The following is a 22,555-nucleotide window of genomic DNA, read 5'->3' as shown; positions in this document are numbered from 1 at the left end:
ATAAGCATCGCTTTATCTGCCTATACGTATCATAAGGCCCGGTTTTGCGCCCATCAGAGCGTTTTTCCGGGATGAAGAAAGGAACCGTGAAAAGAAAATGGCAAAACCCGCCTCCTCCTTAAAAAATAGGGCAAAACGGCAAGGCTTTTTCGCAAAATACCTGCCTCTTTACGCACTCATGCTGCCTGGGCTGGCTTATCTGGTGATAAACAACTACATGCCCATGATTGGCCTTACATTCGCTTTCAAAAAGATCAATTACAATGTGGGCGTATTTAACAGCCCCTGGTGTGGGCTGAGCAACTTCTCCTTCCTATTTAAAACGGACGACGCGTTCATTATTTTCCGCAACACCATCTGCTACAACCTGGTGTTTATCATTTTGGGAAATGTGGTCGCCATTATAATCGCCATTTTGCTGGAGCAGATCCGAACCAAGGCGCTCAAGCTCTACCAGACCTGCATCTTGATCCCCTACCTGCTCTCTATCACTGTGGTGAGCTACCTGGCCTTTGCGTTTTTAAGCTCAGACAGCGGCTTTATCAATAACTCCATTTTGGAGCCTTTGGGTATAGAGCCCATCAGCTGGTACTCTACGCCCAGATACTGGCCGTTTATTTTGGTGTTTATCAATCTGTGGAAAGGCTTCGGCTATTCCTCCATTCTATACTTCGCCACCCTCATTGGCATAGACGGCTCCTACTATGAGGCCGCGGTGATCGACGGGGCTTCCACTTGGCAGCAGATTAAATATGTGACCCTGCCTTGCCTAAAGACCACTATCATCACACTGGTCATCATGGCCATTGGCCGTATGTTCTATTCAGACTTCGGCCTGTTCTACCAGGTGCCCATGAACAATGGTATGCTCTTTGATGTGACGAATACTATCGATACATATGTGTACCGGGGGCTTTTACAGCTCAACGACGTGGGCAGGTCCTCTGCGGCGGGCTTCCTGCAGTCTTTGCTGGGCTTCATTTTGGTCATGGGGACTAACCTGGTTACCCGCAAGGTAGACCCGGACAGCGCGCTATTCTAAGAGGAAGGAGGAAAAATAGAGATGATTACTTCTAGCAAGGCCGCAAAACTGATTCCAAATATTGTTTTGGCGATCCTTACCCTGATCTGCGTCATTCCACTTTTGCTGCTGCTCACGGCGTCCTTTACGGACGAGCAGGCGCTGATCACCAATGGCTATTCGTTCTTCCCCCAGAAGTTTAGCCTGGCGTCCTACCAGTACATTTTTAAGGCAAGTCAAACCGTGTTCCGTGCTTATGGGATAACGTTCTTTATCACCCTTGTAGGCACGGCCTGCAATGTAATGATGACCGTCTGCCTTTCCTACCCGCTGGCCCGGCCCGGCCTGCCTGCCAGGAATATTATTGCGTTTTTGGTATTCTTCACCATGCTGTTCAATGGGGGCTTGGTGCCTACCTATATCATGTATTCTCAAGTCTTCCATATCCGCGACACAATCTTCGCCCTGCTGATCCCGTCTTTCCTTATGAGTCCCTTTAACGTTATCCTTATGCGCAACTACTTTAAGACGAACATTCCGGATGCCATCATCGAAGCCGCCAAGCTGGACGGCGCCAGCGAGATGAAGACTCTCCTCGAGGTAGTGCTGCCCATGTCCACACCCATTATCGGTACGGTAGGACTCATGGCCGGTCTGGCTTATTGGAACGACTGGACCAACGGCCTATACTATCTGGTAAAACGCACGGACTTGTATAGCATTCAGAATGTGCTTACCAATATGCTGAACAATATCCAGTTCCTCAAGTCCTCGGCCCAGCAGCTGCAGGGTGTGAATCTGGAGATGGGTGCCATTCCCAGCGTAGGTGTACGTATGGCCATTGCCGTAATCGCGGTGCTGCCTGTTATGGTGGTGTATCCCTTTATCCAGAAATCCTTTGTAAAGGGTATTGTAATCGGCGGTGTTAAGGGCTGATCCCGCGGCTGTGGGAATTATGCTGCTGGATAACAGCACGGAGGTATGCTCTTTAGCGGTCCCTGGCGGTGTATTCGCCGGACCGGGTATTTGTAATCGTGAAAGAGGGAGAAACATGAAGAAACTAGAAAATAAAATTATGCTCATTACCTATAGCGACTCCATGGGCAAGGACATCCCCCAGCTCCACAAGATTTTAAAGGAGCAGATCGGCGGGGCGGTGGGCGGAGTGCATCTGCTGCCGTTCTTCCCCTCCTCTGGAGACAGGGGGTTCGCGCCCATGACATATCGGGAGGTGGACCCGGCCTTTGGCAGTTGGGAGGACGTGGAGGCCCTCTCTAAGGACTACTATCTAATGGCTGACTATATGATCAACCATATCTCTGCTCAAAGCGAGTATTACAAGGACTTTCTGGAAAAGAAAGACGGCTCGGAATATAAGGATTTGTTCCTCCGCTATAAGGACTTCTGGGAGGGCGGCGAGCCGACAGACCACCAGGTGGACCTGATTTATAAGCGCAAGCCCCGTGCACCCTATGTGGACGCCCGCTTTGCAGACGGTACACAGGAGAAGGTTTGGTGTACCTTTGGCGAGGAGCAGATTGACATAAACTGTCCCTCTGAGACAGGAAAGAAGTTTTTGCGGGAGAATTTGGAGGGCTTGGCCCGCCACGGCATTGCCATTGTCCGGCTGGACGCTTTCGCCTATGCTACCAAGAAAGCGGACACTAATTGCTTCTTCGTGGAGCCGGAGGTATGGGAGCTGCTAGAGGAGACCGCCGGAATTATGAAGCCGTTTGGGGTCACCATTTTGCCGGAGATCCACGAGCACTATTCCATGCAGATGAAGATTGCGGAAAAGGATTATTATGTGTACGACTTTGCCCTGCCCATGCTGCTGCTGAACGCCTTATACTATGGGAACTCTCAATATCTGAAGCATTGGCTGGAGATCTGCCCCAGAAAGCAGTTCACCACCCTGGATACCCACGACGGCATTGGCGTGGTGGACGTAAAAGACCTGCTGCCTGACGAGGAGATCGAGCGTACGAAAGAGGATATCTTCCAATTCGGAGCCAACGTAAAAAAAGTATATAACACCGCGAAATATAACAATTTGGACATCTATCAGGTGAACTGCACCTATTACTCTGCTTTGGGCGACGACGACGCGGCATATTTGGTGGCCAGGACCGTACAGTTCTTTGCGCCTGGGATTCCTCAGGTGTATTATGTGGGTATGCTGGCAGGCAAGAACGACATTGAGCTGCTGGAAAAAACCAAGGAGGGCCGCAATATCAACCGCCACTATTATACAGAGGAGGAGGTTCGGCAGGAAGTCCAGCGCCCGGTGGTGAAGAAGCTGCTGGAGCTGATGAAGTTCCGCAACACCTGCCCGGCCTTTGACGGCTCTTTCGAGTTGCTGCCTTGCGGTGAAAATCAGCTGCATATCCGCCGCCAAAAGGGGGAGGAGGCCGCTGAGCTGCGGGTGGATTTTGCCAAAAAGAGCTACCAGGTGTTTGCCGGGAAAGCAGGTGCCCTAGAGCTGGTAGACGAAAACAACGTATAAGCGCGGCGGGAAAGGAACGATTGAGATGGCAAGAATAATGTGCAATTTTTTCTCCTATTCCCTGGGGCATGGGGTGGATATTGAGGTGACCTTGCCCTCGTTTACCTCCTGCAATATGGAGGGAGAGCGCAGCCACAAGCTGCCGGGCAGGTTCCCGGTGCTGTACCTGCTCCATGGCCATGGCAACGACTATGCTGTTTGGCACCGCTACACCAGCGTGGACCGCTATGCCGAGGAGAAGCGGATCGCCATTGTCACGTTCTCGGTGGGAAACAAGCCCTATTCCAATGAACCGGGCGGCGACAATTTCTACGACTTCTTGGAGCAAGAGCTGCCGGACTTTTTAGAGAACTATTTTCCCATTTCCGGCGATCCGAAAGATCGCTATATTGCGGGACTGTCCATGGGAGGCTATGGAGCGCTGCTGCACGGCCTGGAGAACCCAGAAAGATACCGGGCGATTGGCGCTTTTTCTCCGGCGGTATTTAGCCAAAAGCAGCTGGAAGAAAACCCCAGGGGCCTACGGCTGAAGGACCTCTATGCGGTGACGGAAAAGGCTCTGGCAGGTAGGAAGGTGCCGGACTTGTTCCTGTGTATTGGAGATAAGGATTTTCTCTATGGCCCAGTAACGGAATATCACGACTTTTTAAAGCGAGTGTGGACCGGCGCCAGACTGCGGTACGACGATATGCCCGGCTATGAGCACGAGTTCGCCATATGGGATCTGGAGGTTAGCAGCTTCCTGGACTGGATTCCCCGGGAAGACGTTTTTAAGCAGATGGGACCCAACAAGGTTTAATTCTATATAGGAAAGGAGGAACGCAAATGCGACGGACAGAGTTTTCCCGGGTGGCGCCGGAAGCGGTGGGGATCCCCAGCGCGGCGGTGGAACGCTTGCTGGACAAGCTGGAAAGCGGCTTTACCGAACCACACGGTCTGATGATCATGCGCCATGGCAAGGTCTGCGCTGAAGGCTGGTGGTCGCCCTATGCGCCAGGACTGAGGCATGGTTTGCAGTCCCTGACCAAGACCTATGCGGCCACGGCGGTAGGCATCGCCTATACCGAGGGGCTGCTGAAGCTGGAGGACCGGCTCATTGATATTTTCCCGGAGGAGTCTCCGGCGGAGCCTAGCGAGAACCTGAAAAAGCTGACCGTGCGGGAGGTGCTGTGCATGGGCTGCGGTATGGAGACCATGCCCGCGCCCAGCGTGGACTGGCTCAAGGAGTTTCTTGCCACGCCGGTGGTCCATACTCCGGGCACAACCTATATGTATAATAGCGTAGGTTCTACAGTGCTGGGAGCCATCGTTCGCAAGCTGACCGGCCAGGGCCTACAGGAATATCTAACCCCCCGGCTGTTTGAGAAAATTGGCATAGCCCCAGAGGGCGTCAGCTGGATGCGTATGCCGGACGGCATGGAGGTAGGGGGCGGAGGGCTGTTTTCCACCACGGAGGACAATCTGCGCCTGATGAAGCTTTATGCGGACGGCGGCGTGTGGGAGGGCCAGCGGATCTTAGCAGACGATTATGTGGCAAAGGCCATCAGCCTGCAAAATGAATCCGCTACCGAAGCCCTTGGCAACCCGGAGGCTGCGGATAACTTTGTGGGCTATGGCTTCCAGATCTGGCTGTGCCGCCCTGCCGGGGTCTACCGGGCGGACGGCGCGATGGGGCAGTTTTCCATTGTGGCGCCGGATAAGGACATGATCATTTCCATCAACGAGACCGCCACGGGCGCCCATTGGGCGCAGAAGAGCCTGGACATTATTTGGGAGTTTCTGGAGGAGGTTTCGGAGGAGGGCGCGCTGCCGGAGGACGCGGAGGCCAGCAGCTGCCTAAAGAACAGAATGTCCCGGCTGGCGCTGCCCGCTCCGGTGTTCGCACCCCACAGCGACATGGAGGACGCTATCAACAGGGCTTGGTGGAAGATCGAAAGCGGAGAGCTTCGCTGGGAGCAGAACGCTGTGCATTGGATGAGCGGCTGGCAAGGCCCCGGTGGCTTTGAACGTTTCCGGCTGGACTTCCAGCCAGGCCGCTGCCGGATGAGCTATGTACAGGAGGGCCGGGACCGGGCGGTAGATATTGCCACGGACGGTACCCGGGCGCTCAATTACGTAGAAGAGGAGGGTTCACCCATTAGTCGCCTGTGCCTGAACGGCTGGTGGAGCGCCCCGGAGGTCTTTTCTCTGGCAGTGCGCTGGGTGGAGACCTGCTTTGAAGATACCTATCGATTTGCTTTTTCTGACAGTGGGGTAGTAATCACACGGGAAAATACGGTGGGCGGGTTCGGCCCGGCCAACGGCAAGGAGCGGATTATAGCCAAAAGAGCTTAAGAATAGGGAAACGGAAAAGAAGAAGCTTCCTGGGTAAATGGCGGAAAGCCATATCTTCCCAAGGAGGCTTCTTGTATTAGAGGGGTCCTCGGGTGACGGCAGTTTTCCACAAAGCGTCCCGAACCGGGGATGTGCGTTTTATCGCCGCCAATGACATAGCGGTCTGTGAACGTGCCGAAAAAGCGCTCCACCGTTGCATTGGGGGAAGCGTCCCGCACAATGAAGGATATAACCTTATTGGAGCGCGCGTCATTATAGATTTTTGGGCCTTCCCGGTAGTACAGAATGGCATACCGGGGTATCTTCCTGACCCTGCGCTCAAAGGACGAAACAGAAGGAATATCGGGATATATCAGCTTGACGAGGTCATAGCAGAGCTTGATTTTTCGCTTCTGCTGGGTCATGTACAGGGAGTAGAACAAATCCCGCGCCTCCGGCGGGCTGCCTGTTGATTTCGCCCTGGCCGTACTCTTGCAATGCACCCTAACGCAAAAAAGGATTGCGGGATAAAGTCATCTACGCGTCATCAAAACCAGCGGTCACATGGGTGAACCTTACTGAAGACTGTGCGCCTTTGCTGTCCGGGGGCTTTCGTGAACACGCCAGCCTCTGCGGCGGCCATCATCAAAAACCTGGCAAAGCTGCATAAAGGGATCCACCCGCCTGGCGAGTGGATCCCCTATAATGCGTACACCGGCCTGCCAAAAGTTTCATGAATATTGGTTTGAGTTCGTCAGATGAGTTGCATATGCTTTTTTGCCGTAATAAGCCGGGAGGTGTCCAAAGACTTCTTTACGTTCTCATAGTTTCGGCTCGCGGTGCAGGTGTAGAGAATGTCCACCACCGCAAGCAGGGCAATGCGTGAGCCCATGGCTCCGCTGCGCATCATGGTTTCCGGCGAGGCAGTGTAGAGCTGCAGGTCGGACTGCTGGGCTAAGGGGTTCTTGTTATAGCGGGTGATGGAAATTAGAGAGGCGCCGGTGCGCTTGACAATGCCCACTGTCTCTAAGATATCTTTTGTGTCCCCGGTATAGGAGATGGCCACAGCCACGTCTTCGGGCTTTAGGGTCGCGGCGCATAAAATTTGGTCGTGGGGGTCAAAGCAGGGCATGGATATCTTGTTTATCCGCAGAAATTTGTTGCGCGCGTCCATGGCCACATATCCGGAGGAACCCACTCCGTAGAAGTCTACCCGCTGGGCCCTGGAAATCAAATCTACCACCTGTTCCAAATCTGCCACGTTAATAAGCGACATTGTGTTTTCTATCGCCTTTATATCCGCCATGCACACATTGCGCATGATAGCCTCAATGGAGTCCCCGGGACGCACGTCCTCATAGGTTACGGCCTCCTGCTGGTTCATCAGCAGCTCCGTTGAGAGCATCCGGCAAAGCTCCTTATACCCGGAATAGCCAATGGACTTACAGAGCCGCACCACCGATGACACGCTGACCCCGCAGGAGTCGGCAAGGTCATTGATGGACATTTTTATGACCTCCTCCGGGTAATCCAAGATAAAGGTTGCGACCTGCTGCTCCTTAATTGTCAAAGACCCCATCCGCTCTTTTAGCTTTATACAGCAATCGGCCATAGTACAGCTCCCTTCCGTTGTTTTCGTTCAGCTTTTTGCGGCGCCAAGAAGCGGCGCCAAATCTATATCCCCGGCTGGGCGTATCTCTGCGTTCAGGCCCGGGAGGGCGTCACGCAGCTGGGGGATAAACAGCTCTAATGATTTGGATATGGCCCCGCCCAACAGCACCAGCGTGAACTGCTCCTTCTCAATAATGTCCCGCAGCACCTGCCCAAGACACCGTCCCATATCCTTGAAACAGTCTGCCGCCACGGGGTCGCCCGCCATAGCCAAGCCCGCGATATCCTTGACCGACGGCACAGTCCTTTGGGGGTGTTTTTTGGAGTAAGCGCGCTCTATCGCCCGGCGGGAGACATAGTCCTCGGCGGTGCCCGCCCCAAAGGGCCGGGCGAAAATGCTGATACCCGGCCCGCCCTGAGGGTTAAGGTTCATCTGTCCGTCGTACATAGACGCAAAGCCAAGGCCTGTGCCAATGATGACCCCGCATATGCGCCGGTGGCGCGCCAGCTCTTCAGCTTTAACTGCGCCCAGCAGAAACGCAGTGGAGTCATGGAGAAAGGTGACGGGAATATTTCCCAGCGTCTTTATAAACCAGGGCCGCAGGGGCACACCGAACACGCTTTGGTATTTGTGCTTCATGAGACTGACGCCCCCGGCATAGTCAAATGGCCCGGGGATACATACGCTGGCCCTGACGATTTCGAGCCCGAGCTTACCGGCGAGCTTTCCTGCATCACGGGCTAAAGCGCTGTATGCGCCGGCAATTTCCTCCGCGCTGCCCCGGGAATCGACCGGCACCTGCAAAAAGCTGTCTGGGACGATCCTGCCGCCGGGCTGTACCAGGGCGGCTTTCAGCGATGTGCCCCCGGCGTCCACCGCTAAAACGCAGGGCTCACTCATTTTCAAAGCCGTCCTTCAACAGGGTCTTGTGCATGGTGATCACGCCGACTCCCTCGTTTATGACCTCATAGGGCCCGAAGCCCGCCGGGACTATTACCATGTCCAGATAGTTCTGGGCAAAATACTTGCTGGGGTCGGTAAGGGAGCGTATCAGGCACTTTTCGCCCTCCACAAGCACCAGCACGTGGAAGCGGTCGGTGGCTTCGTCTGTATAGCGCTCGGGGAAGCGCACGTTGTGCAGGCTGAAATACAGCAGATCGTGCTCGCCCACGACTGTCTCCACAAAGCCGTCTCCCTCCCGGAGAACCCTCGGCTGCTGGAGGAGATTCTCCTTTACCCAGGGCTCCCGGAAATCCCGGCGCAGCACCTTGTCGCCGTGATAGGTATGTATGGGACGAAGGTTGCCGTCCAGATCCTTGCGCATATAGTCGTACATCTTATAGGTATAGGAGCCTATTGTCAGACTGCCGATCTCCAAAATAACCTGGTTTCGGCCGGAGGCGTGTATAGTGCCGGCGGGGATCAGGAATTGCATTCCCGGACGGGAGGGTTCGGAGTAGACGTACTGGTCGTGGTCAAATCCCTCGCCGTATTTCTCGGCCCGGCGGGCCTTTTCAATGAACTCTTCAACGTCCGCGTCCCTCCTGAAGCCGCAGTAGGTCTTGGCCTCCTGGCCGGCCACTACCATATAGTAGCTCTCGTCCTGCCGCCCCAGCTCGCCGTTATTCTTGCGGACATAATCTCCGTCGGGGTGGCACTGTATGGACATATTCCCGCTCGCGTGATAGGTGTCGTCATAGTTAAACCGAATGGGGAAGTAGCCGCCAAACTTCTCATGGGCCTTTTTGCCCATGAGCTGCTCGCCGATGAGCTGTACGAAGAAATAGAAAGGGAACTCCAGCGAGAGCCCGCTGTCCTCCGCCACTATAGAGACCTCCATGGGTATCAAATCGAACACCCAGGCGCAGTTTTTCATCTCCTCGGGCAGGTTCCGCAGGCGCTTAACATAAAATCCGCCCCATACTCCCTCGATGTACACGGGCTTGCAGCGCAGCGGCTGCTGTACCATGGCGCCGAAGAGCGCCTTTAGCGCGGGTATTGAAAGAGACTGGATATGCTCAGGGTCGTCGCCGGTAAGATAGTAGTCTATTTTCCCCTCGCGGGCAAGGCGCCCTCTATGGGGCATCAGGGCCTCGAAGTCCACATAATAGCTGTGGCGTATCATCTCGGTGGGGGAGCGGCGCTCGGTATAGCCAAGGTTTCCGGCGGAACCGTTCTTTATGTTCAGGATGGTGCGCTTCTGGGTCATGTCAATAAACAGCCGCAGGTCGCACAGGGGAAGCAGGGCGTCGATAAGCGCTCCGCTGCCCCAAAGAAGGAGCAGCCCTTTACTGGACTCGGAAAAATTCCTAAGGCTTTTTGCCGTCTGCTCAATTTTCTCCGGATCCATCAGCCCCTCTATGCCTTTATCGTAGAGGCGTCCGTAGAGCAGGGGTGGGTCGGTCTCCCGGTCCTCCGGCAGATATGGGAGCAGCTTGTCGTGCAGCTCCTCCTCGGGCAGATACAGCCCGGCAGCGGATATGCACCGTACTGTCACGCCCTCGGCAGCGCCCAAAAGCTCCACCATGCCGCGGAAACGGTCTATGGGGGCGCTGACATAGCCGTCTATGCCAAGTACGCAGCGGCCCTTTTCGGCTATGATCTTCTGCGCGTCCTTCAACACCCGGCGGGCAGTGGCCCCGGTGTCCCGTGTAACAGACTCACGTATATCGGGGGAAATGGACACATGATTTATGGCGTTCGGGTCGTCATAAGGATAGGGATTGAACATGAAACTCATAAAACTGACCTCCAACTCAAATATATTATATATGAAAATCTGACAAAAATAAAGTCCGAAAGGGCAAAATTGGAAAAATATACCTACAGCCGGACAAACGAGAAGCCCATCAGCCCCGCTAGCGCCTCCAGCTCCGCTATATGTTCGCCGTCTGCGACCGCGTAATGCTGGGTCACTCCCTCGTTGATAAGCTTATGGAAGAACGAGGGCATATCCTGCCCCACAGGCCGGAACAGCCCGTGGGAATAGGAGGTGATAAAATGCTTCGCGGGCAGAGCGTCCACCAGCGCGCAGACCATCTTGAAGCCGCCGTCCTTTTGGGAGATATGCAGCAGGGTCTTGCGCCCGGGAGGGAGGAGATACCAGGCAAAGGGCGCGCCCGCGTGCTTATAGGAGGTCTTTGCGAAGCGAACATCCCGGGCGATCATCACAGAGCCCGCCGGGTCGGTGTAGTCGTTGGGCCCGGCATGGCCACCTGCAAAGCAGTTATTGGGCAGATCCATATGGAAGGGCTCGATAAAGCTTACCGGCTTTCCTGTGAGCTCCCGCAGAATATACACCGCCAGACCTCCGCCAATGTCTCCCTCGGGCACCACTGGAATATCCCCGCCTGCGGGAGTGGGTATAAATCCGGGCCGCAGGCCAACCTTCGTGAGCAGCACCGGGTCCACGTCGTTGAGCACCACCATATCCACGCCCGCACTGCGCCCGGTATTCTCTAAGGCTATGGACGCCCGCACAGAGGCTTTGAACTTCTCCTGGTATACGTCGGGCAGAACCGTATAGCGCTCGCTAAGTGTCTTGCAAGCCTGTTCTACCTGCTCCGCGGGCACCTTTTCCACCTCCTGAACCAGCGTGACCACAGAGAGGAACCGCAATTCCGGCCCGGCCTTCTGGAACAGGGTGTATGGATCCACATAGGTAGACCACATCACCTCGTTATAGGAGGCGAGCAGGCCGAACACCGACTGCCGCAGCCGCGAGCGCATGGCCGCCGCCGCGCAGAAGACCTTCGCCCTCTCCATGAGCTGGGGGAGAGTCCCCACGGCGGTTTCGAACATCTCGGGCTTAAAGCGGGCCACGCTGCCCGAGCCCTCGAGCGTTCCAACAAGCCCGCCGGCAGACAGAAACTCTGTAAAATCGCTTTCATCAGCGGTGTCTGCAAAATCAATAGACTCCCTTACCCGCAGGGCGTACAGCACCGGCACGGAGCCCACGTCCCGCAAAAAACGCACCCACAGGAAATCCTCTGTCCAGGAGAGAAACGCCGCGAAAATGCAGTCGGCCTTTTCGCGCTGGAACAGAGCCAGAGCCTCCGCCAGATCCTCCCGGGTATAGGCCGGGCGGCCAAGACCTATGGGGTCGCAAAAATCTTCCAGGGCCTCCATATACTCATGAACCTCTCTCATTTTGCGCTGATGATAGCTGCCTTTGGGCGTATCCTCACCCAGGTGGTAAAATCGGTTTGTGGCAATAAGTAAAACACCCATTCTTGCCTTCTGCATAGAAAAACTCCACCTTTCCTCTGAAATCACATAGTGCCGCTATGTCTCTTATAGAAAATACTATAAATGAATTTGCCGAGGAAGTCAATAGTTTTTCGGGAAAAATTTTTATTTTCGAAAATTTTTATCTTTGGAAGGATTAAAATAAACAGCACATGATTAACGAAATAGTTTGAAGGTTTCCCAAAGATATTTGAAAATTCCCCTTTTTGTTGCCATGTGAGAAAATAAGTTTCAAAAATTATTTTTATTTTTCAAAAAATTATCTTGACAAGTGAGTGTACAGCCATTATAATACATCTATAAACTGACAAAGAAAATCTTGAAAGGTGGAAGAAAATGAATAATTTGACGAAACCCTCAGTGGGCGCTGTCCCTAAGCCGCCGCTAAAATCCAGGTTCCTGTCCACCATGAGAAGGGATTGGATGCTCTATCTCATGTTCCTGCCGGGCTTGGTCTATATTCTGGTTTTTAAATACGCGCCAATGTACGGCGTCACCATCGCCTTCAAGGATTTTAAGATCGGCATGGACGTTATGAACGCTCCCTGGGTGGGGTGGAAGCACTTTATAGATCTGTTTGGGCGCACGGCTTTTCTCCGGGCCCTGCAGAATAACATAATAATCAGCTTTGCCAAGCTGGTCTTCGGCTTCCCGTTCCCCATAATACTTTCCCTGATGATAAACGAGGTGCGCTCCTCAAAAATGAAGAAGCTGGTGCAGACCTCGGTCATTTTGCCAAACTTTGTCTCCTGGGTTGTGGTGTACGGCCTGTTTTACGCTATCCTGTCGCCAAACGCCGGGGCGCTCAAGGAGGTTCTGGCCCTCTTTGGCTATGAGGGGGCCCTGCCGAACCTGTTGGCAAGCCAGTCCGCCGCCCGCACGATGATCGTAATCTCCCATGTGTGGAAGGGCGCGGGCATGGGAACCATAGTTTACCTGGCGGCCATAACGGGCATAGACCAGGGGCTCTATGAGGCGGCGACAATAGACGGGGCGGGGCGCCTCAAGCAGATGTGGCATATCACCCTGCCGTGTATCCGCACCACTATCATCGTGCTGCTGATTTTCCGTGTGGGCGAAATGATGTACGCGGGCTTCGACCAGATATTTGTATTCAGCAACGATGCCATTATCTCTAAAATCGACATTATCGACACCTATGTCTATAAGCTGGGCCTTCAGGAGCGGAAATACGGCATATCGACGGCGGCCGGGCTTTTCCAGTCCTTCACGGGACTGATCCTGGTTATTATTACCAACTGGATCGCGAAGCGGGTCGACCCCGAAAGCGGACTTATATAAAGAGGGAGGACTGTAAATGGCAAGTAAAAGGTATCGTAAGCTTGGAGCCGCAACCGGCGGCGAGCGTGTGGGACAGATTATCAACGGTATATTTTTAGGCCTGATGGTCGTTATCACTATTTACCCCTTTTGGCACGTGGTGATGTACTCTCTTTCGGATTCTCATGCCTCTATGAGCGGCGGCATCTTTCTATGGCCCAGAGAATTTTCCCTGCTGTCATATCAGCAGCTGCTGAGCACAAAGCAGCTCTACATATGCTACCGCAACAGCCTCCTCAAAACGCTCATAGGCACCGGCGTCTCCCTGCTGCTCACGGCGCTCACAGCGTATCCGCTGTCGCTGCCAAGATTTAAGGGGCGGGGGTTCTTCTCGCTGATGATATTCTTCACAATGCTCTTTAACGGAGGTATGATACCCACATACCTTTTAATAAGAGACCTGCATATGCTGGACACCTTCTGGGTGTATGTGCTTCCGGCGGCAATGAGCGCTTATAATATGTTTATCCTGCGCAACTTCTTCCAGTCCATACCGCCCTCCCTTGAGGAGTCAGCCCTGTTAGACGGGGCAAACCCGTTCCAGGTGCTGTTCCACCTTGTGCTCCCCCTTTCCGGCCCGGCACTGGCGGCCCTGGCCATGTTCTACGGCGTAGCGCTGTGGAACGGATATATGGACAATGTGCTGTATGTGAACGACTCAAACCTGCAGCTGCTGCAAAACTTCCTTCGCCAGCTCATAGCCGCGGCGGGAGCCAAGAGCGGCACCGTCAGCGAGATGGCGGATGTAAGCGCGGCCTCGCGGCTGACAGAGGAGACCGTGAAGATGACAGTCATCACAGTCTCGGTTATCCCTGTACTAATCGTTTATCCGTTCCTGCAAAAGTATTACACCAAGGGTGTGATGGTGGGTTCGGTTAAAGGATAAAGGCTAGACGCAAATATTTCCATTAAGGAGGCAAAACATGAAAGCGAAGAAATTCTTATCTATCCTGTTGGCGGTCCTGATGCTGATGGCGGCCTTCACCGCCTGCGGCGGCAAGGAGGACAAAAACTCTTCATCTGCGGCTGACAGCACAAAGAGCTCCAAGACCGAGAGCTCAGCTCCTGACGCCTCTGACGCGGGCGAGGGTCCCGAAGAGGCGGCGGAGATCACCATCATGATGGACGGCGACAATACCCCTAACGCCACAAACCTGGTGCTGGACAAGCTGGGCGAGATGACTAACACCAAAATCAACATGATCTATACACCTACTGACGACGCCGCCACAAAACGCAGCACAATGGCAGCGTCAGACACCCTGCCGGATATGTTCCGCGTCATAAATGTAGTGACAGAGGCACAGGAATATGCAGACGCCGGCCTTATCTACAATCTGGCAGGTCTTGAGGACAAGGCGCCCAACTGGTTTAAGAACGCCGGGGAGCTGCTAAACCAGGTGCCCGCAAACAAGGACGGCGCGATATATTATGTGCCGGACGGTCAGCTGGGATATGCCTATAACCTGAATATCCGCACCGATTGGCTCAATAACCTGAATATGGAAATGCCCACCAATCTGGACGAGCTCTATGACGTGTACTACGCGTTTACCAACAACGACCCCGACGGCAACGGCAAGAAGGACACATTCGGTCTTGCGACGGACTCCGACCCGCGCTCCTTTGACTCCATCTTCGGCGCCTACGGTATTCCCGCCAACAAGAACAACATTGTGCTTGATGACGGCACGGTCTCTATTTACACCAAGCACCCCAATTATCTCGAGGCCATCAAGTATATCCGTAGGCTTATAAACGACGGCCTGGTTGAGCCCGATTGGCTGACCATTCCGCCTATGGACAAGTTTGGCAAAATGTGGAACGGCGTTGCCGGCGCTATGGAGTTCCAGTGCGTTGGTCCCACCAACAACTGGATGCCCGGCCGCTATACCGAGGAGGTTACCCCCACCTTTGGCTTTGCCGTTATCGAGGGGCCTGACGGAAGCAAGGGCGTGTCTCCTCAGTTTGCCAATATAACCGGCGGCTGGTGCATTGCCGCCAGAACCGAGAACATAGACGCCTGCCTGCGTGTCGCGGACTTCTGCTGCACCGACGAGGGCAACGACCTGCTGTATCTTGGCGTTGAGGATGTTATGTTCAAGTGGATAGACAGGGACAACGGCGAGTATGAGTACCTGGGTGAGTACACCGACGGCACCAAGCAGCGCGCCGAGGGCGGTTTCTGCTATAGCTGGCTCTGCCCGCCCGCCGTCAACTGTGAGATGCGCTGCTTTAACGCCCAGACCCGCGAGGGCGTTGACCTGGCCCATGAGAATATGATCACAGAAGGCGGTTTCAGACCTGCGCCGCCGTTATTGGCAGCTGCTGGGCCGGGGCGAGTTCCGTGATACAGACCCTCTGGATATCCCCAGCCCCGGCCTGCTCGCGAAAGCTTTTGTAAACGGCAGCCAGCTTGCCGCGGCCCTTTGGAACGACAGCGGAGAGCCTATTTCGCTGGAGGGGTTTGACGCCCCGGGCTGGACGTTTGAAAAAGCTGCCGCTCTCACCGGGGAGCTTTCCGATATGCCAAAAGAGATTGCCCCGGAGGAGATCATGGTGATTCTGTATAATAAGAAAGAGGTGGACTGAATGTATAGGCTGGAAAGCCAAAATATGAGAATTGGGTTTGACGCCCAGGCGCGGCTTGTTATGCTGGCTATAGCAGAGGGAAATATCATTTCCACTGCGCCGGAGACAAGCTTTAGAATGATATTTAAGAGGGGGGAGAACTGGGAAAATACCGTGGTGAGCGCCGGCCAGGAGTTCACCGTAACCGCTGAGAAAAACGCCCTGCTTTTCCATACCGACACTCTGATACACTCCGGCGGCACGGTGGATATAGGCCTGACCCTTACGGCGCGGCTGGACGGAGACACTGTGCGCTTCTCCGCGGAGATAGACAACCGCGAGCCGGATGCCTGGGTGACGGACTTCGAGTATCCATATATCGGTGTGGTGCGGACGCTCAGCGAGGGGCCCCGGGGCAAGGGCCCGGATCTGCTGTTCCCGATTCAGAGCGGTATGCGGGTGCAGGATATCGGGCAGTTTCTCTCCGGGCACAAGAGCCGCAAGGTGGGTTTGTCCAACTTTGGCAGCGGCCCTTGCCGCGAGATAACCAACTGTTCCTTCGGGACCACATACCCGGGCTACGCCTCCATGCAGTGGATGGCCCTGGAGGGAGACGGCCGCAGCCTGTTTCTGCAAAGCCACGACGCCGACCACCATGTGACAGACCTGCGGGTACTGGGAGCGCCCGGTGATGATGGGGACGTCACCCTGGTGATGGACAAACTGGCCTTTGTGCGCTCGGGCGAGGTGTGGCAGGCTCCCGACGCCGTGCTGAGCCTCTATGAGGGGACTTGGCATAGGGGGGCTGACATCTACTCTCAGTGGGCCAAAACATGGCGGCCCACACATGAGAAGCCGGAGTGGGTCAAAAATATGAACGGCTACTATCTGGTCATTATGAAGCAGCAGTTCGGCGTGGAGATGTGGCCCTACAACACTATTCCGAAGCTCTATGAGCTGGCGAAAGATACCGGCTGCGACACAGTGGGGCTCTTCGGCTGGTATGACTCAGGGCATGACAACCAGTATCCCGACCTGAAGGTCAGCGAGAGCTTGGGAGGCGCCCGGGCCCTGACAGACGGAATCAGGGAGGTGCAGCAGGCGGGAGGCAGCGTGACGCTGTACTATCAGGGGCATCTCATAGATACTACCACTGATTTTTATAAAAACGGCGGCGACCGGTATGTGTGCCGCAGCAAGGACGGCATACCGTATTTGGAATGGTACAATAAGGCCCACAACAGCAGCTATCTGAAATATTATACAAATAAATCCTTTGCCACTTCATGCCCGAGCTGTCCCGAATGGCAGGAGCTGATGAAAGAAAAGGCAGACTGGGTGCAGTCCTTTGGCCCCGACGGAATACTTTATGACCAGATTGGCGGTATGCCTCCGCGCCCGTGCTTTGACGAGCGCCATCCACACCCAAAGGGGAAGCCCTCCCTGTCTATGCCCGGAGGGCGCAAGCTGCTTATGGACGGCATACAGCGACGCACCAAGGAGCTGGACTCTCAGTTTGGCTTCTTCTCCGAGCATATCACGGACGTGTACTCGGCCTATCTTGACGGTGTGCACGGCATCTCCTCTTATCCCAGCGGCGAGGGCGATTGGGGCAGCGGCACAGAAAGTATCCACAATTACCCGGAGCTCTTCCGCTACTGTTTCCCCGAGACTATCATCACCATACGCAATCCCCGCCCGTATATTGAAAAGCGCGCGGTAAACTATGCCTGTGTGTATGGCTTCCGCTTTGAGATGGAGATCCGCTATGACGCCGACTGTGAGGACGTGCTCACGAGGAGATATGAGCGGGAGAACACTTATGCCAAAAAGGCCGGAGACCTGCGCCGCCGCCACTGGGAGCTGTTGGGGCTTGGCCGCTTTGTGGACAGCCTGCCGCTAAAACAGGATAACGTCGCCGTGCTCGCTAAAGCTTTTGAGAGCGCAGACAAGCTGGCGGTGGTTATGTGGAACGACACAGAGCTGCCCCAGAAGGTGAACTTAGAGGTTCCCGGCTGGAGTCTGGAGGCGGTTGATTCCCCCGAGGGCCCAAGGGAGGGGCCTCCAAGGACAATGGAACCCCAGCAGCTTATTGTACAGCTGTTCGGCAGGGATAAGGCATGATAGAATTGAGAAAAGGCCACTGGTTCGCGGCGATAGACCCGGACTGTGGGGCCCGGGTGCTGAGCCTGAGGTATAAAAACGAGCCCGTCCTGCGTGAGCCGGAAAATACGGACGAGCTCAGCTCCGAGCCCTTGCTGTATGGAATGCCGTTCCTCTTTCCCCCAAACCGGGTTGCGGACGGACATTTCACCTTTGACGGCAAAGATTACCGGCTGCCCATTAACGAGCCGGCCCGCAATAACCATATTCATGGACTTTTCGCGGGCGCTTCATTTATGGTGCTCGGGAGCGGGCCCGACCGGGTGATCACACATATGGAAAACAAAGGGGAATACTTTCCGTTTCCGTGCGAGGTGGCTATGACCGACAGCCTGGATAAGGAGGGCTTTTGCCGTAAGACGCAGGTCACAAATACCGGCGCGGGAGATATGCCCGTTGAGATCGGCTTCCACACGGCCTTTGCCGCTCCGGGAGAATTTATGGCCCCAATAAGCCGACGCCGGGAGACTGACGACAGCTTTATCCCAACAGGAGACCTGCTCCCTCTGGACGGCACGGAGCAGGAGATAGCGGCGGGCCGCGGGCCCAGGGGGGTGCGGGTCTCGGGGTTTTACACGGCCAAGGAGGGCAGCGCAGGCCGTATGGCGCAAATTGGGGAGTTTACTTATGAGGTGTCGGAGAAATTTACAGATTGGGTGCTTTTTTCCAGGGCGGGTGAAGGCTGGGTCTGTGTGGAGCCTCAGACCGGCCCAGTGAATGAATTGAGCCGTTATGGCTGCCGGAGGCTGCGCCCGGGTGAGAGCCTGTGCCTTTGGCAGAAAATCAGCCTTTTAAAGAAGAGAAAGAAGGGGGACAATGAAGAGTACAGTCCATGACCCCCTCCGTGAGACCGTGGTCTATGATCGGTGCGATGTGCTGGTGGTGGGCGGCGGCCCGGCTGGGGTGACGGCGGCGGTGGCAGCAAAGAATTCCGGTGCGGAGCGGGTGGTGCTGATGGAGCGCTGCGCCTATTTGGGCGGTATGGCTACCGGGGGGCAGGTATTGCTGATACCCTTCCTCAGCGACCCAATACTGAACGGCGGCAGGGAGCAGCTTGTGGCCGGCCTAATGAATGAGTGGGTAGACAGGCTACGGGCCTGCCCTAACGGCGCGTTTGGACCGCAAAAATGGGAGATCGGCTCGAAGGACCCGGAGGTATTGGCAAAATACCGCAGCCATGGGCTTTTTATCCGCAAGGAACGGGTCATGTATGGCGTGAACTGCGACCCGGAAATGCTGAAGGCCGTGCTGAACGACATGACAGAGGCGGCGGGAGTGGTGGTGTACTGTAACTGTTTAGGCTGCCAGGCTGTTGTTGAGGACGTCAAAGCGACCGGCGTAATATTTGAGAGCAAAGAGGGCCGGAAAGCGGTGATGGCTCAGGTTATAGTTGACTGCACCGGCGACGGGGACATTTTCGCCACAGCAGGAGCGGGGTACGAGAGCGCCAGCCTGACCACCTCCCGCACAGCCAATACCTCGCTGGTGTTCCGGCTTGGGGGTGTAAGCTATGAGCGCTATACCAAAGGGCTCAGGGAAACGCCAAGCGCCAGGGAGAAGCTGCGGGAAGCCGTTCGGATAGCGGGCTATGATATGCAGATCATCTCCTCAAACAGAGACGATGTCGTCTGGATAGACAGTCTTATACCAAGAGACTGCATGACCATAACGGGCCTTACAGACACAGCCTTCATTACCACACGGACTATAAACCCGCTGATAAGATATCTGCGGGAGAATTTCCCTGGGCTCGAGGGCGCTTATCTATATGATTTCGCCTCTCAGGTAGGCACCAGGGGCAGCAGGCGGCTGAAGGGCGTAGAACGCTTTACAATGGACGATATTGGGAAGCATACAGGACGCGAGGATATTATTGCGGTGCTTCCCACGGTGAGTGGGCTTCAGGCTTACCCCCGCATGGAAATGCCATATGGCGTTCTGGTGCCTGAGAAGCTGGACGGCCTTCTTGTGGCGGGCCGCTGCTTTTCCTCTAGCGAGGAGGCAAACCAAGAGGCCAACTGGATACCTCATTGTATCGCCTTGGGCCAAGCGGCAGGTACAGCCGCGGCCATGGCGGTAAAAGAGGGGATCCAGCCGCGTGAGGTCGAGCCAAAATCACTACGCGGCATACTGCTGGAGCAGGGAGTGTATTTATAAGTGCGCTTGTGAAGAAAAATAAGCTGCTCAGATAAGCCGCACCCTCAGAGCAAGAGGCTTTGAGGGTGCGGCTTTCGCTTTAAAAATTTAACTGCCCTTCGGTAATACAATTTATGATATGCAAAGCCTTCTCTCCCGCAACACATTTTTCTAGTATGGCAGCACATCTGTGCACCCAAAAAATATCCCAAAGACTTCACCGCTATGGACACCATAACCTCATGCGCCAAGTTTCAGGAGCTTGATAAAAGGCTCTGCAACAAGATGCTGTCAGTCTTCGCTCTCAAACCCTGCCTCGGGCCCCTCCCACTGGCAAACCCGCAAATCGGCCCTTCCGTCCGGCAGAAAAGGGACACCCTCCGCCTCCAGCATTTGCTGCTGAATTTCCTTGCCCCCAAAAGCTTTGTCACAGCACAGGGTACCGTCCCGATAAATCACCCGGTGGCAGGGCAGCCCCTCCGGGGCGTGGAGCAGGGCCGCGCCTACTATGCGCGAGGCCCTGGGCCTGCCGCACAGCGCCGCCAGCTGCCCGTATGTAGCCAGCTTCCCGGCAGGGAGGCGGCTTACCAGCTCATATACCTCGTCCCTGAAGCTCATACCTTGCCGCCTCCCGCCAAGGGGGATTTTTTCTTTTCCAGGGTGCGGAAGATCCGCAGCAACATGATGACCGCCGCCGCCGACAGGAGGGCCTCTGCCACCAGCTGGGAATAGGCCAGCCCGTAGGGCGGGAAGAGCTTATCCAGCAGGAGCAGCGCGGGGATCTCCAGCACGATCTTCCTCAGCACCGCGAACAGCAGGGCCCGCCTGCCCATGCCGCAGGACTGGAACACCCCCACGGCGGTGAAGTCAATGCACAAAAAGGGCTGGGCCAGACAGAGCCCCCGAAGGAAGGCCGCGCCGAAGGTGACTACCGACTGGTTCTGGATGAACAGCAGGGTAAACCACCTGGCCCCAAAGAACATGGCCCCCGTGGCCACTGCCATAAAGCCCAGAGCGATCGCTGTCAAAAAGATGACGGTCTCCTTCATGCGCTTTATGTTGCCGCTGGCGTAGTTATAACCAATCAGGGGCATGATTCCCTGAGAGCCGCCCATGGCAATTTGCATGGCCACGGAGCTGATGGTGCTGGCAATGCCCATGGCCGCCACCGCATCCGGGCCGTAGGCGGCGGTGAAGTTGTTAAGCACCATGCGGCTGGTCACGTTCAGCAGATTTTGGATAGAGGCCGGCACGCCCACCCCGAGGAGGCCCAGCACAATAGCCCGGCGGAACCCGAACATGGAGGGCTTCACGCACACGAAGGTCTTCCCCCGGCGCAGGAACAGCAGCACGAAGAAGTACAGGCAGGCCGCGCAGTTGGAGAGGAAGGTGGCAAGGCCCGCGCCCGCCGCGCCCATATTCAGCCCCCAGGGCAAAATAAATACAGGGTCTAAGAGTATGTTCAGGAGACACCCGCTCATGGTGCCGATGCTGGCGTGGAGGGACGCCCCCTCTGAGCGCACCAGATAGGCCAGCACTACGTTGAGGATGGCGGGAGCGGCCCCAAAGGTCACGGTCCAGAGCAGGTAATCGCTGGTGGCGGAGAGGGTGCTCTGCTGTGTGCCCATAACTTGGAGCAGCGGCCCTCGGAAGGCAGTGAAGGCCGCGGAAAACAGCACCCCGCTTATGAGGGAGCCGTAAAACCCAAAGGCGGAGCTTCTGTATACGGTATCGTAGTCTTTCGTTCCCAGGGCCCGACTCATCATGGAGGAGGTGCCCACGCCGAACAGGTTGTTCACCGCGTTAAAGGCCAGCAGTACGGGTCCGGAGAGGGTGAGGGCCGCGTTTTGGAGGGGGTCGTCCAGCATCCCCACAAAGAAGGTATCCGCCAGGTGGTAGAGCACCATCACCAGGGAGCTGAGGACGGTGGGGAGGGCCAGGGTCATAACGGCCTTGGGAATGGGAGTGCGTTCAAATAATTCGGTCTTTTCGTTTTCTGCAGGCATGGAGGGCTCCTTTCCTTAGAACCTGTACTTTTTTCGGTTTGGTTTCGACCCTTTCAGAAAATAGGAGGGAAGTCTAATTGATGTATAGTATATCATAAGCTGCCTGGTTGTTCAACCGCCAATTTCATAACTTATCTACAAATTGAACGACCCGACATGGTACGCATCGTTGAGAGGCGTGCCACGAATGTTACTTGCATTATATTGCAGTTCAGAAGAAAAGAGCATTGGGCACGTTGTATCCCGTCTGCTGAAGGGGCCTTCAGCTTCTCGGGGGTAAAAGGGTTTACCTTTCCAAAGATCGGGCTGAGCTTGCCGTGTTTATCCGTGGAAAAGCTGGAATATCTGGTAGTCCAGGATACAGTGCCGGCTATCATGGCTGGAGCCGGCTATCTGATAGGTGCGGAACTTATACCCCGGTTCGTCAAAGTCTCCCAGTGGGCCCAGTAAACTCTGCGGTTATCACCACGTCCAGGAAGGGGTTTTCCGCTTCAAGGCCGCTTATCGCCTCCTTTGACAGCACCGGCTGCACCAGGGACATCTTCTCGTTTACCCAGTTCTGCCAGTTTTCGTGCAGATCCCCTTCCTTATATAACTTAACATCTCTTAAGCAAGAGGTAAGCTAAGATTTATTTGAC

The 22,555-nt window shown here is 55.3% G+C and carries 20 protein-coding genes; 12 read left to right on the top strand and 8 right to left on the bottom strand.

What is annotated here, in order from left to right:
- The first annotated feature begins 97 nt into the window (after window positions 1-97).
- The 5 genes from ADH66_RS16100 (at window position 98) to ADH66_RS16080 (ending at window position 5,861) form a co-directional block, all read left to right on the top strand.
- Window positions 98-1,042, top strand: coding sequence for an ABC transporter permease (locus ADH66_RS16100; RefSeq protein ID WP_066538738.1), 945 nt, complete (start codon window positions 98-100; stop codon window positions 1,040-1,042).
- Window positions 1,043-1,063: 21 nt separating this feature from the next.
- Window positions 1,064-1,957, top strand: a complete 894-nt coding sequence (locus tag ADH66_RS16095) for a carbohydrate ABC transporter permease (protein ID WP_066538739.1) — start codon at window positions 1,064-1,066, stop codon at window positions 1,955-1,957.
- Between the two features lie 115 nt (window positions 1,958-2,072).
- Entirely contained in the window at window positions 2,073-3,527 is a 1,455-nt protein-coding gene (gtfA, locus tag ADH66_RS16090) for a sucrose phosphorylase (RefSeq protein ID WP_066538740.1), read from the top strand.
- 25 nt (window positions 3,528-3,552) lie between these two features.
- Window positions 3,553-4,326: an alpha/beta hydrolase gene (locus ADH66_RS16085; protein ID WP_066538741.1), complete on the top strand. Its 774-nt coding sequence runs from the start codon at window positions 3,553-3,555 to the stop codon at window positions 4,324-4,326.
- A 26-nt stretch (window positions 4,327-4,352) separates the two neighbouring features.
- Window positions 4,353-5,861, top strand: a complete 1,509-nt coding sequence (locus tag ADH66_RS16080; protein ID WP_066538743.1) for a serine hydrolase domain-containing protein — start codon at window positions 4,353-4,355, stop codon at window positions 5,859-5,861.
- Here the strand turns inward: ADH66_RS16080 and ADH66_RS16075 are convergent.
- The gene (locus tag ADH66_RS16075; protein ID WP_157767226.1) at window positions 5,858-6,343 is read right to left on the bottom strand and encodes a DNA-binding domain-containing protein; all 486 of its coding nucleotides are present in this window, start codon (window positions 6,341-6,343) and stop codon (window positions 5,858-5,860) included. The two genes, ADH66_RS16080 and ADH66_RS16075, sit on opposite strands and share 4 nt — an antisense overlap.
- 111 nt (window positions 6,344-6,454) lie before the next feature.
- Between ADH66_RS16075 and ADH66_RS21375 the strand changes: the two genes are divergently transcribed.
- Window positions 6,455-6,577, top strand: coding sequence for a hypothetical protein (locus ADH66_RS21375; RefSeq protein ID WP_257789541.1), 123 nt, complete (start codon window positions 6,455-6,457; stop codon window positions 6,575-6,577).
- 17 nt (window positions 6,578-6,594) lie between these two features.
- Here the strand turns inward: ADH66_RS21375 and ADH66_RS16070 are convergent, their stop codons facing one another.
- The 4 genes from ADH66_RS16070 to ADH66_RS16055 all read right to left on the bottom strand — a co-directional run bounded on the left by ADH66_RS16070 (window position 6,595) and on the right by ADH66_RS16055 (window position 11,697).
- Window positions 6,595-7,452 carry a MurR/RpiR family transcriptional regulator gene (locus ADH66_RS16070; protein ID WP_066538747.1) on the bottom strand — a complete coding sequence of 286 codons (858 nt, stop codon included), beginning with the start codon at window positions 7,450-7,452 and terminating at the stop codon, window positions 6,595-6,597.
- A 27-nt stretch (window positions 7,453-7,479) separates the two neighbouring features.
- Window positions 7,480-8,352: an ROK family protein gene (locus ADH66_RS16065; RefSeq protein WP_066538749.1), complete on the bottom strand. Its 873-nt coding sequence runs from the start codon at window positions 8,350-8,352 to the stop codon at window positions 7,480-7,482.
- On the bottom strand, window positions 8,345-10,192 hold the full coding sequence (locus ADH66_RS16060; RefSeq protein ID WP_066538754.1) for a class I mannose-6-phosphate isomerase: 1,848 nt from the start codon (window positions 10,190-10,192) through the stop codon (window positions 8,345-8,347). The genes ADH66_RS16065 and ADH66_RS16060 overlap by 8 nt, the downstream gene beginning before the upstream one ends.
- Before the next feature lie 83 nt (window positions 10,193-10,275).
- Complete coding sequence (locus ADH66_RS16055; protein ID WP_066538760.1) at window positions 10,276-11,697, bottom strand: hypothetical protein; 1,422 nt, start codon at window positions 11,695-11,697, stop codon at window positions 10,276-10,278.
- Between the two features lie 339 nt (window positions 11,698-12,036).
- Between ADH66_RS16055 and ADH66_RS16050 the strand changes: the two genes are divergently transcribed.
- The 6 genes from ADH66_RS16050 to ADH66_RS16025 all read left to right on the top strand — a co-directional run bounded on the left by ADH66_RS16050 (window position 12,037) and on the right by ADH66_RS16025 (window position 19,932).
- Window positions 12,037-13,002, top strand: a complete 966-nt coding sequence (locus ADH66_RS16050; RefSeq protein WP_066538762.1) for an ABC transporter permease — start codon at window positions 12,037-12,039, stop codon at window positions 13,000-13,002.
- Between the two features lie 16 nt (window positions 13,003-13,018).
- A complete protein-coding gene (locus ADH66_RS16045; RefSeq protein WP_066538763.1) occupies window positions 13,019-13,927 on the top strand; it encodes a carbohydrate ABC transporter permease in 909 nt (302 codons plus the stop codon).
- A gap of 37 nt (window positions 13,928-13,964) precedes the next feature.
- Window positions 13,965-15,392, top strand: coding sequence for an extracellular solute-binding protein (locus tag ADH66_RS16040; protein ID WP_066538765.1), 1,428 nt, complete (start codon window positions 13,965-13,967; stop codon window positions 15,390-15,392).
- Between the two features lie 265 nt (window positions 15,393-15,657).
- The gene (locus tag ADH66_RS16035; RefSeq protein WP_207653004.1) at window positions 15,658-17,736 is read left to right on the top strand and encodes a DUF6259 domain-containing protein; all 2,079 of its coding nucleotides are present in this window, start codon (window positions 15,658-15,660) and stop codon (window positions 17,734-17,736) included.
- Window positions 17,733-18,611, top strand: coding sequence for an aldose 1-epimerase (locus ADH66_RS16030; RefSeq protein ID WP_066538770.1), 879 nt, complete (start codon window positions 17,733-17,735; stop codon window positions 18,609-18,611). The genes ADH66_RS16035 and ADH66_RS16030 overlap by 4 nt, the downstream gene beginning before the upstream one ends.
- Window positions 18,592-19,932, top strand: coding sequence for an FAD-dependent oxidoreductase (locus ADH66_RS16025; RefSeq protein ID WP_066538772.1), 1,341 nt, complete (start codon window positions 18,592-18,594; stop codon window positions 19,930-19,932). The genes ADH66_RS16030 and ADH66_RS16025 overlap by 20 nt, the downstream gene beginning before the upstream one ends.
- 270 nt (window positions 19,933-20,202) lie before the next feature.
- On the opposite strand, the gene ADH66_RS16020 is transcribed toward ADH66_RS16025, so the two are convergent.
- The 3 genes from ADH66_RS16020 to ADH66_RS21170 all read right to left on the bottom strand — a co-directional run bounded on the left by ADH66_RS16020 (window position 20,203) and on the right by ADH66_RS21170 (window position 22,458).
- On the bottom strand, window positions 20,203-20,529 hold the full coding sequence (locus tag ADH66_RS16020) for an MGMT family protein (RefSeq protein WP_066538774.1): 327 nt from the start codon (window positions 20,527-20,529) through the stop codon (window positions 20,203-20,205).
- Window positions 20,526-21,917, bottom strand: a complete 1,392-nt coding sequence (locus ADH66_RS16015; RefSeq protein ID WP_066538780.1) for an MATE family efflux transporter — start codon at window positions 21,915-21,917, stop codon at window positions 20,526-20,528. Before ADH66_RS16015 ends, ADH66_RS16020 begins: the two co-directional genes overlap by 4 nt.
- Before the next feature lie 424 nt (window positions 21,918-22,341).
- Window positions 22,342-22,458, bottom strand: coding sequence for a DUF5060 domain-containing protein (locus ADH66_RS21170; protein ID WP_162288756.1), 117 nt, complete (start codon window positions 22,456-22,458; stop codon window positions 22,342-22,344).
- Window positions 22,459-22,555 lie beyond the last annotated feature (97 nt).

This window comes from Acutalibacter muris (assembly GCF_002201475.1).
GTDB lineage: Bacteria > Bacillota > Clostridia > Oscillospirales > Acutalibacteraceae > Acutalibacter > Acutalibacter muris.
Note: the sequence above shows the minus strand (reverse complement) of the source record. Positions and strands in the feature narration are given on the sequence as shown.

Excerpts from the sequence above, each read along its gene's own strand:
- ADH66_RS16100 (WP_066538738.1), top strand. The coding sequence starts at position 98 with ATGGCAAAACCCGCCTCCTCCTTAAAAAATAGGGCAAAACGGCAAGGC.
- ADH66_RS16095 (WP_066538739.1), top strand. The coding sequence starts at position 1,064 with ATGATTACTTCTAGCAAGGCCGCAAAACTGATTCCAAATATTGTTTTG.
- gtfA (WP_066538740.1), top strand. The coding sequence starts at position 2,073 with ATGAAGAAACTAGAAAATAAAATTATGCTCATTACCTATAGCGACTCC.
- ADH66_RS16085 (WP_066538741.1), top strand. The coding sequence starts at position 3,553 with ATGGCAAGAATAATGTGCAATTTTTTCTCCTATTCCCTGGGGCATGGG.
- ADH66_RS16080 (WP_066538743.1), top strand. The coding sequence starts at position 4,353 with ATGCGACGGACAGAGTTTTCCCGGGTGGCGCCGGAAGCGGTGGGGATC.
- ADH66_RS16070 (WP_066538747.1), bottom strand. The coding sequence starts at position 7,452 with ATGGCCGATTGCTGTATAAAGCTAAAAGAGCGGATGGGGTCTTTGACA.
- ADH66_RS16065 (WP_066538749.1), bottom strand. The coding sequence starts at position 8,352 with ATGAGTGAGCCCTGCGTTTTAGCGGTGGACGCCGGGGGCACATCGCTG.
- ADH66_RS16060 (WP_066538754.1), bottom strand. The coding sequence starts at position 10,192 with ATGAGTTTCATGTTCAATCCCTATCCTTATGACGACCCGAACGCCATA.
- ADH66_RS16055 (WP_066538760.1), bottom strand. The coding sequence starts at position 11,697 with ATGCAGAAGGCAAGAATGGGTGTTTTACTTATTGCCACAAACCGATTT.
- ADH66_RS16050 (WP_066538762.1), top strand. The coding sequence starts at position 12,037 with ATGAATAATTTGACGAAACCCTCAGTGGGCGCTGTCCCTAAGCCGCCG.
- ADH66_RS16045 (WP_066538763.1), top strand. The coding sequence starts at position 13,019 with ATGGCAAGTAAAAGGTATCGTAAGCTTGGAGCCGCAACCGGCGGCGAG.
- ADH66_RS16040 (WP_066538765.1), top strand. The coding sequence starts at position 13,965 with ATGAAAGCGAAGAAATTCTTATCTATCCTGTTGGCGGTCCTGATGCTG.
- ADH66_RS16035 (WP_207653004.1), top strand. The coding sequence starts at position 15,658 with ATGAGAATTGGGTTTGACGCCCAGGCGCGGCTTGTTATGCTGGCTATA.
- ADH66_RS16030 (WP_066538770.1), top strand. The coding sequence starts at position 17,733 with ATGATAGAATTGAGAAAAGGCCACTGGTTCGCGGCGATAGACCCGGAC.
- ADH66_RS16025 (WP_066538772.1), top strand. The coding sequence starts at position 18,592 with ATGAAGAGTACAGTCCATGACCCCCTCCGTGAGACCGTGGTCTATGAT.
- ADH66_RS16020 (WP_066538774.1), bottom strand. The coding sequence starts at position 20,529 with ATGAGCTTCAGGGACGAGGTATATGAGCTGGTAAGCCGCCTCCCTGCC.
- ADH66_RS16015 (WP_066538780.1), bottom strand. The coding sequence starts at position 21,917 with ATGCCTGCAGAAAACGAAAAGACCGAATTATTTGAACGCACTCCCATT.
- ADH66_RS21170 (WP_162288756.1), bottom strand. The coding sequence starts at position 22,458 with ATGTCCCTGGTGCAGCCGGTGCTGTCAAAGGAGGCGATAAGCGGCCTT.